This is a genomic window from Klebsiella sp. MBT K-1, assembly GCF_002556465.1.
Lineage (GTDB): Bacteria > Pseudomonadota > Gammaproteobacteria > Enterobacterales > Enterobacteriaceae > Klebsiella > Klebsiella grimontii.
Map to the genome: position 1 here is coordinate 279,041 of NZ_PDEL01000008.1, position 8,564 is coordinate 287,604.

The following is an 8,564-nucleotide window of genomic DNA, read 5'->3' on the forward strand; positions in this document are numbered from 1 at the left end:
GTGACCCGCTGGCTTTTTTTATAGGGATGAAAACGATGGCTGAACCACAACCGCTGTTTGATTATACCGGGCATTTACCGGAGTGTCCGACCTGGAGCGAAGCCGAACAGGCCTTGTACTGGGCCGATATTATGGAGTGCGAGATTCATCGTTACGACGTGCGGACGGGTGAACATCAGGTATTACAGTTTCCCGAGGAGCCCGGTTGTTTTGCCCTGCGCGCGAAGGGCGGTTTTATCGTCGCTTTACGTAGCGGTATCTGGCTCACGGATGCGCATGGCCTGCTGCAGCGAAAAGTCTGCGATAACCCCAGTAATCCGCAATTAGCACGCTTTAATGATGGCGGAACCGATCGCGACGGCCGTTTTTATGCCGGAACTTTCTGGGGGCCGGGCGATTTTAACGGCGCGCTCTTGATGCGCATCGATAGCGATCTCTCCCCGCAGGTTATCCAGTGCGATATTCACGGCGCTAACGGTCTGGCGTTTAGCGAAGACAAGCGTTGGATGTATACCTCGGATACGCCGAATGCCGTTATCTATCGAACACCTCTCGATAAGCGGGGCGAGGCGGGGAAACGCGAGGTCTTTCGCCGTTTTCATCCGGGTGAGGGAATTCCTGATGGCGCGGCCATCGATGCTGAAGGTTGCTACTGGAGCGCGATGTTTGACGGTTGGCGTATTGCCCGCTTTTCACCGACGGGCGAGCAGCTGGAGGAGCATCGTTTACCGGTGCGTTGCCCGACGATGGTCTGTTTTGGCGGAACGGATATGAAGACGCTCTATATCACCACCACGCGGGAGAATATGGATGCTGAGGAAGTGGCGAAATATCCGCTTTCCGGGGCCATCTTCACCCTGCCGGTTAGCGTGGCAGGGATGAAGAAATTGCCGTTTATAGAGCGTTAAACCGGATCGACCGGTACCACGTTTTCGCTGGCATAACAGCCCAGCACCTTCATGGAACGGGTTATCTCGGCCAGCTCTTTTAAGGCTTTACGCATGGGCAGTGATTCCAGGTTGGCCTGGATATCCAGATAAAACATCTCTTCCCACGGATTACCGTGAATGGGACGCGACTCCAGCTTGGTCATGATCAGGTTATGGTTTCGCAGCACCAGCAGCGCTTCTACCAGGGCCCCGGCTTGCTGGCCGGTGGCCATCAACAGCGTGGTTTTTGCGGGAACCTGATCGGATACTTCCACCGCTTTACGCGCCAGAACCAGGAAGCGGGTGATATTTTGCGTTTGGTTAGCCTGACAATGTTCCAGTACCTGCAAACCGTGCAGCGCTCCGCCTGCTTCGCTGCCCAGGGCGGCCACGGTCGGCGATTTAGCCTGAGCGACTTTTTCCATCGCTGAGGAGGTGCTATCGGTATATTCAATATTCCAGTGCGGATAGCGGCTGAGGTACTGGCTGCACTGCTGGAACGGCTGCGGATGGCTGTAGACCGTCGTAATCTGTTGCGCGTCGGTGGATGTTGAAACCAGCACGCAGTGATCGATAGGCAGAGTCAGCTCGCCGACGATAGATAAAGTAGTGTGCTGCAGAAGATCGTAAACATCATTGATGCCGCCGGAGCTGGTATTTTCAATAGGGACCACGGCATAGTCGGCCTGGCCCGTCTCCACTTGCTCAAAGATATCGGCGAATTTCGCACAGCCGCTTTCGATAAACTGTTCAAAGTGGCGGGCGGCATACTGGCGGGCCGCAAGATGTGAATATGAACCTTTCGGTCCGAGAAACGCCACGCGGGCGGAGTGCGGATTGATTTTATTGAGGTGCTGCTGCAGTAGCGTTTGTTGGGTAAGGACCGAGTCTTCAATGATCAGCTGGAACAGGCGCGTGATGTAGTGGGCATCGAGATGATGTTTTTTTCCCAACGTCATCAGGCGTTCCAGCAGGTCCCGCTCGCGGTCGATATCCCGCACCGGGCGATGCGATGCCAGCTTGGCTTTTCCTACCTCTACGGCCAGGCCGCGGCGTTCCGCCAGCAGCGCCAGCAGCTTCTCATCCAGAGCGCTGATCTTATCGCGTAGCGCCAGTAATGGGTTTTCCTCGGTCATATGTGTTGCCTTTCTTGTTATTGATTATCAATAAAAAAGGCCTCCCGTTTGGGAGGCCTTGTTGTTCGTCTTCGCATTCTTTATCACACGACGAATTGCCTCCCATTCAGGGGAAGGTAAAAAAGAATGCGAAGAAGAACAGGTTCGGTTGCATGATGAATTCCTTGAGTTAGTGGGGATTACAGTACCTGTACTGTTTTCACTCTGTCAATAAAAAACGCGCCCGGAGGCGCGTGGCATGACACAAGCTTAAGTTAAGGATTACTCTTCTTCTTCCACAAAGCCAGCCTCTTTCACCGATGTGGCGGCGCGGCGGGCTTCCCCTTTGTGCTGCACTTTATTAAGCTGCCGTTCCAGCTTGTTGATCAATTCGTTGATCGCGGCATACATGTCTTCGTGCCGCGCGCTGGCAACCAGATGCCCGTTTGGCGTATTGATGGTGGCGTCAGCGACAAAACCCTGCGGCTCCTTAGAGAGGATGATGTGCGGGTTAATTAAGTGGGTTTGCCATTTATCCAGTTTGGCGAGACGGTCTGCGACGTGCTGGCGGATTGCCGGAGTAATTTCCATTTGTTTACTGGTAATGTTCATTGTCATAAATTTTACCTCTTGTCTTTCCCGTCTTGGTGAACTCAGCATACCTCGCCCAATGTCAAAATGCGTGATTTAAATCACATTTTATTGTCACTTTTTGTCAACAAATCTGTTTTGTGAGACAGGACAGGAACAGGTGAGATTTTACTTGTGGAAAGGAAGAAAGAGAGCCATATTTGATGGGTTAACTCGGCGCTAAACCGCTTCAGCTGAGCTATTTAACGAATAAAAAAACGGCAGCCATTTGGCTGCCGTTTTGCTTATCTAAGGGCTATCAGGTGTTCTTGCTGTTGGCCGCAATAATTTTCGCAACCTTGTCAGCCTGCGCGTTCATCTGCATCTGACGGTAGGCGTTTTCCATCTTCGGCAGCGCATCGCGGGTGGCCTGCGTATCCGGATAGTTACGCAGCATGCCGTCTACGCGGTTAACTACCGCAACCCATGCGCCACGATCGGTGTAGTAATCAACTACCGACAGCTCGTACTTCGCCAGACGATCCTTCAGGAACACCATACGTTTATAGGCGTCAGTAGAGTACTGGCTGTTGGGATAGCCACGAACCAGTTTGGAGAAGTCGTTAAAGGCATCGCGCGCGTGTTGCGGGTCGCGGTCAGAACGGTCGACGCCGAAGAAGCCCTGCAGCGCACTGTCATCCAACGCCATATTTGTCAGACCACGCATATAAATAACGTAATCAATGTTAGGATGGGTCGGGTTCAGGCGCACAAAGCGATCGATAGCGGCCTGAGCCAGCGGTAGATCGGCGTTTTTGTAGTACGCATAAATCAGGTCCAACTGTACCTGTTGGGAATAAGGTCCAAAGGGATAACGGTTATCCAACGCTTCCAGTTGCGTTATTGCCTGTTTCCAGTTACCGTCCTGCAGCTTTTGCTGAGCGGTCGCGTAGATCTCATTCGGCGGATTATCGGGCACCTCCTCCTTTGAGCCAGAGCAACCCACCAAAGCCAGGCTCAGTGTGGCTGCTGCCACCAGGTATTTCATGCGCGTCATGACGTTTTGACTTCCTCAAAATGTTTATGCGGGAGAATCTCTGTTCCTGCTCCCGATTAAGACCAGCTACAATAGCACACTATATTAAACGGCAAAGCCGTAAAACCCAACGTTAAAACGAAGAAGCTGTATATGGCACAACGAGTACAACTCAACGCAACGGTGTCCGAAAATCAACTCGGACAACGCTTAGATCAGGCTTTGGCCGAATTGTTCCCGGATTATTCGCGTTCGCGCATAAAAGAATGGATCCTTGACCAGAGAGTGCTGGTAAACGGCTGCGTCAGCGACAAGCCGAAAGAGAAAGTGCTGGGGGGAGAGACGATTGCTATCGATGTTGAAATCGAAGAAGAAGTCCGTTTCCAACCGCAGGATATTCCGCTCAATATCGTTTATGAAGATGATGACATCCTCGTAATTAATAAACCGCGCGATTTAGTTGTGCACCCCGGCGCGGGCAACCCTGACGGTACTGTGCTGAATGCGCTGTTGCACTACTATCCGGCCATTGCTGACGTGCCGCGGGCGGGGATCGTGCACCGTCTTGATAAAGACACCACCGGTTTAATGGTGGTAGCAAAGACTATCCCAGCGCAAACCCGGCTGGTGGAATCCCTGCAGCTGCGTGAAATTACCCGTGAATATGAAGCGGTGGCGATTGGTCATATGACGGCTGGCGGAACGGTTGAAGAACCGATTAGCCGTCACCCGACCAAGCGTACGCATATGGCGGTACATCCCATGGGGAAACCGGCGGTGACGCACTATCGGATCATGGAGCATTTTCGCATTCATACTCGTTTGCGTTTGCGCCTCGAGACCGGTCGTACGCACCAGATTCGCGTGCACATGGCGCACATCACCCATCCGCTGGTGGGCGATCAGGTTTATGGGGGACGCCCGCGTCCGCCTAAAGGTGCGTCGGAAGAGTTCATCACTGCTCTGCGTAAGTTCGACCGCCAGGCTCTCCACGCCACGATGCTGCGCTTATACCATCCGATCAGCGGTATTGAGATGGAATGGCATGCGCCAATTCCGCAGGATATGGTTGATTTGATCGATGCCATGCGCGCTGATTTTGAAACTCATAAAGACGATATCGACTGGTTATGACTAAAGTGATTGTACCGCAATGGCCGATGCCGGAAGGCGTGGCTGCCTGTAGTTCCACGCGCGTTGGCGGGGTGAGTTTATCGCCATACGATTCACTTAACCTCGGCGCTCATTGCGGAGACAATCTGCAGCACGTAGAAGAGAACCGTCGGCGCATGTTCGCCGCCGGCGGTCTGCCGTCATACCCGGTGTGGCTGGAACAGGTTCACGGTACGGCAGTGTTGAAACTCGACGGCGGGCCGTACGCTTCAAAGCGCGCGGATGCGTCATACTGCAATGTGCCGGGTACGGTATGCGCGGTAATGACCGCAGATTGCCTGCCGGTGCTTTTTTGTAACCGCGCGGGTACGGAAGTTGCGGCTGCTCATGCCGGCTGGCGAGGTCTTTGCGAAGGCGTGCTGGAAGAAACCGTTGCCTGTTTTGCCGATAGCCCGGAAAACATTATGGCCTGGCTTGGCCCCGCCATCGGGCCGGATGCGTTTGAGGTCGGCCCGGAAGTGCGCGAAGCCTTTGTGGCAAAAGATGCTCAAGCGGAGCGCGCATTTCGCCCTGCGGGTGAGAAGTATTTTGCTGATATCTATCAGCTTGCTCGTCAGCGTCTGACGGGCGTTGGCGTTGAGCAGATTTTTGGCGGCGACCGCTGCACCCTCAGCGAAAAAGATGATTTTTTCTCTTATCGTCGCGACAAGACGACGGGTCGTATGGCAAGTTTCATCTGGCTGATATAACCTGCCGAGCTAAGACGATCCAGAAGGCAAACTTATTTTTGCATAGTTCAGGTCTTTAACCTTGAATAATTGAGGGATGACCTCATTTAATCTCCAGTAGCAAATTTGACCTGTTATGGGAGGAGTTATGCGTCTGGATCGTCTTACCAATAAATTCCAGCTTGCTCTTGCCGATGCCCAGTCTCTTGCGCTTGGGCACGACAACCAATTCATCGAACCTCTTCATCTAATGAGCGCCTTGCTGAATCAGGAAGGGGGATCGGTACGTCCTTTATTAACTTCGGCTGGCATTAACGCCGGAGAGTTACGCACCAATATTGAACAGGCGTTGAGCCGATTGCCGCAGGTGGAAGGTACCGGTGGCGATGTTCAACCGTCCCAGGATTTAGTGCGTATCCTTAACCTTTGCGACAAGCTGGCGCAAAAGAGAAAGGACAACTTTATTTCGTCAGAACTGTTCGTTCTGGCGGTACTTGAATCCCGCGGCACGCTGACCGACCTTTTAAAATCCGCCGGAGCCACAACCGCTAACGTGAGTCAGGCGATTGAACAAATGCGCGGAGGTGAAAGCGTGAACGATCAGGGAGCCGAAGACCAACGTCAGGCTTTGAAAAAATTTACCGTCGATCTAACCGAACGTGCCGAGCAGGGTAAGCTTGACCCGGTGATTGGCCGTGATGAAGAAATTCGTCGAACGATTCAGGTTCTGCAGCGTCGTACCAAAAATAACCCGGTGCTTATTGGTGAACCCGGCGTAGGTAAAACGGCCATTGTTGAAGGACTGGCGCAGCGGATCGTCAATGGTGAAGTACCGGAAGGATTGAAGGGGCGTCGGGTCCTGGCGCTCGATATGGGCGCGCTAGTGGCGGGTGCCAAGTATCGCGGTGAGTTTGAAGAACGCTTAAAAGGCGTGCTAAACGATCTCGCCAAGCAGGAAGGCAACGTCATCCTGTTTATCGATGAGCTGCACACGATGGTGGGCGCAGGTAAAGCAGACGGTGCCATGGACGCCGGGAATATGCTGAAACCGGCGCTGGCGCGTGGTGAGCTGCACTGCGTGGGCGCCACGACGCTGGATGAATATCGCCAGTACATTGAGAAAGACGCCGCGCTGGAGCGTCGTTTCCAGAAAGTGTTCGTTGCGGAACCGACGGTTGAAGATACCATTGCGATTTTGCGTGGTCTGAAAGAACGTTATGAACTGCACCACCACGTGCAGATCACTGACCCGGCGATTGTAGCGGCGGCTACGCTGTCCCACCGTTATATCGCTGACCGACAGCTGCCGGACAAAGCTATTGACCTGATCGATGAAGCTGCATCCAGTATCCGTATGCAGATTGACTCAAAACCGGAAGAGCTGGACAGACTCGATCGTCGCATCATTCAGCTCAAGCTGGAACAGCAGGCGCTGAAGAAAGAGTCTGATGAAGCCAGCATTAAGCGGTTGGATATGCTGAATGAGGAACTGGCGGATAAAGAGCGTCAATATTCAGTCTTAGAAGAAGAGTGGAAGGCTGAAAAAGCGTCGCTCTCCGGCACCCAGACGATTAAGGCCGAGCTGGAACAGGCTAAAATCGCGATTGAGCAGGCGCGTCGCGTCGGCGATCTGGCGCGGATGTCCGAGCTGCAGTACGGCAAGATCCCGGAACTGGAAAAACAGCTGGCGGCGGCAACGCAGTCTGAAGGCAAGACGATGCGCCTGCTGCGGAATAAAGTCACGGATGCGGAAATCGCGGAAGTGTTGGCTCGTTGGACGGGGATTCCGGTTGCGAGAATGCTCGAAGGCGAACGTGAGAAGCTGCTGCGTATGGAGCAGGAGCTGCATAGCCGCGTTATTGGTCAGAACGAAGCGGTTGAAGCGGTATCGAATGCGATCCGCCGTAGTCGTGCCGGGTTATCCGATCCTAACCGTCCGATTGGCTCGTTCCTGTTCCTCGGTCCTACTGGGGTAGGTAAAACAGAACTCTGTAAAGCGCTGGCTAACTTTATGTTTGACAGCGACGATGCAATGGTACGTATCGACATGTCAGAGTTTATGGAGAAACATTCCGTTTCACGTCTGGTTGGGGCGCCTCCGGGATACGTCGGTTATGAAGAAGGTGGCTATCTCACTGAGGCGGTCCGCCGTCGTCCTTATTCCGTCATCCTGCTGGATGAAGTGGAAAAAGCGCATCCGGATGTCTTTAACATTCTGCTGCAGGTACTGGACGATGGACGTTTGACTGACGGGCAGGGGAGAACGGTCGACTTCCGCAATACGGTTGTCATTATGACCTCCAACCTCGGTTCGGATCTCATTCAGGAACGTTTTGGTGCGCTGGATTACAGTCACATGAAAGATCTGGTGCTGGGTGTGGTTAGTCAAAGCTTCCGCCCGGAGTTTATCAACCGTATTGATGAAGTGGTTGTCTTCCACCCGTTAGGTGAAAAACACATTGCTTCTATTGCGCAGATTCAGCTGCAGCGGTTGTATAAACGACTGGAGGAGCGCGGCTACGAAGTCCACCTCTCTGATGAGGCGCTGAAGCTGCTGAGCGAAAATGGGTACGATCCGGTTTATGGCGCACGTCCTCTGAAACGTGCTATCCAGCAGCAGATCGAAAACCCCCTGGCACAGCAGATTCTTTCCGGTGAGCTGATACCAGGTAAAGAAGTGCAGCTGGTCGTGAAAAATGACCGGATAGTGGCAGTGCAGTAAATCACAAAACAGCAAAAACGGGCCCCCTGGGCTCGTTTTTGTTTAAAAACCAGGCAATAATTTAATCTCAGCCGATATTTTGGCCAAAAATTAAGCAGGTGAGGTTTTTTTTTAAAATTCCCCTTGCCACTTCAGAATTACTCCCTATAATGCGCCTCCACTGACACGGAACAACGGCACAAGCCGCCGGGTCAGCGGGATTCAGCAATGAATACCGGCAGAGAAAAGCGAAATTAAACGCTTGACTCTGAATGAGGAAAGCGTAATATACGCCACCTCGCAACGGTGAGCGAAAGCCGCGTTGCACTGCTCTTTAACAATTTATCAGACAACCTGTGTGGGCACTCAAAG

At 53.0% G+C, this 8,564-nt stretch carries 7 protein-coding genes and 1 other annotated feature; of the genes, 4 read left to right on the plus strand and 3 right to left on the minus strand.

All coding sequences use genetic code 11. The features are described from left to right. Positions 1-35 precede the first annotated feature (35 nt). Entirely contained in the window at positions 36-908 is an 873-nt protein-coding gene (locus CMQ96_RS14600) for an SMP-30/gluconolactonase/LRE family protein (RefSeq protein WP_004136936.1), read from the plus strand. Here CMQ96_RS14600 and pheA read toward each other — a convergent pair. From pheA to bamD, 3 genes are all read right to left on the minus strand, one after another. Next, on the minus strand, positions 905-2,065 hold the full coding sequence (pheA, locus tag CMQ96_RS14605; RefSeq protein WP_024358391.1) for a bifunctional chorismate mutase/prephenate dehydratase: 1,161 nt from the start codon (positions 2,063-2,065) through the stop codon (positions 905-907). The genes CMQ96_RS14600 and pheA overlap by 4 nt on opposite strands. Before the next feature lie 30 nt (positions 2,066-2,095). Continuing rightward, positions 2,096-2,220: a sequence feature (Phe leader region), on the minus strand. Between the two features lie 106 nt (positions 2,221-2,326). Beyond that, a complete protein-coding gene (gene raiA, locus CMQ96_RS14610) occupies positions 2,327-2,662 on the minus strand; it encodes a ribosome-associated translation inhibitor RaiA (RefSeq protein WP_004104616.1) in 336 nt (111 codons plus the stop codon). Positions 2,663-2,933: 271 nt separating this feature from the next. Beyond that, positions 2,934-3,671, minus strand: a complete 738-nt coding sequence (gene bamD, locus CMQ96_RS14615; RefSeq protein WP_004123741.1) for an outer membrane protein assembly factor BamD — start codon at positions 3,669-3,671, stop codon at positions 2,934-2,936. A 132-nt stretch (positions 3,672-3,803) separates the two neighbouring features. Between bamD and rluD the strand changes: the two genes are divergently transcribed. From rluD to clpB, 3 genes are all read left to right on the plus strand, one after another. Further along, entirely contained in the window at positions 3,804-4,784 is a 981-nt protein-coding gene (gene rluD / locus CMQ96_RS14620; protein ID WP_004123738.1) for a 23S rRNA pseudouridine(1911/1915/1917) synthase RluD, read from the plus strand. Then, positions 4,781-5,512 carry a purine nucleoside phosphorylase YfiH gene (gene yfiH, locus CMQ96_RS14625; RefSeq protein WP_024358390.1) on the plus strand — a complete coding sequence of 244 codons (732 nt, stop codon included), beginning with the start codon at positions 4,781-4,783 and terminating at the stop codon, positions 5,510-5,512. Before rluD ends, yfiH begins: the two co-directional genes overlap by 4 nt. A 127-nt stretch (positions 5,513-5,639) precedes the next feature. Further along, positions 5,640-8,213 (plus strand): ATP-dependent chaperone ClpB, encoded by a 2,574-nt coding sequence (gene clpB / locus CMQ96_RS14630; RefSeq protein ID WP_024358389.1) that lies wholly within the window; start codon positions 5,640-5,642, stop codon positions 8,211-8,213. Positions 8,214-8,564: the final 351 nt, after the last annotated feature.

Excerpts from the sequence above, each read along its gene's own strand:
- CMQ96_RS14600 (WP_004136936.1), top strand. The coding sequence starts at position 36 with ATGGCTGAACCACAACCGCTGTTTGATTATACCGGGCATTTACCGGAG.
- yfiH (WP_024358390.1), top strand. The coding sequence starts at position 4,781 with ATGACTAAAGTGATTGTACCGCAATGGCCGATGCCGGAAGGCGTGGCT.
- clpB (WP_024358389.1), top strand. The coding sequence starts at position 5,640 with ATGCGTCTGGATCGTCTTACCAATAAATTCCAGCTTGCTCTTGCCGAT.
- pheA (WP_024358391.1), bottom strand. The coding sequence starts at position 2,065 with ATGACCGAGGAAAACCCATTACTGGCGCTACGCGATAAGATCAGCGCT.
- bamD (WP_004123741.1), bottom strand. The coding sequence starts at position 3,671 with ATGACGCGCATGAAATACCTGGTGGCAGCAGCCACACTGAGCCTGGCT.
- raiA (WP_004104616.1), bottom strand. The coding sequence starts at position 2,662 with ATGACAATGAACATTACCAGTAAACAAATGGAAATTACTCCGGCAATC.
- rluD (WP_004123738.1), top strand. The coding sequence starts at position 3,804 with ATGGCACAACGAGTACAACTCAACGCAACGGTGTCCGAAAATCAACTC.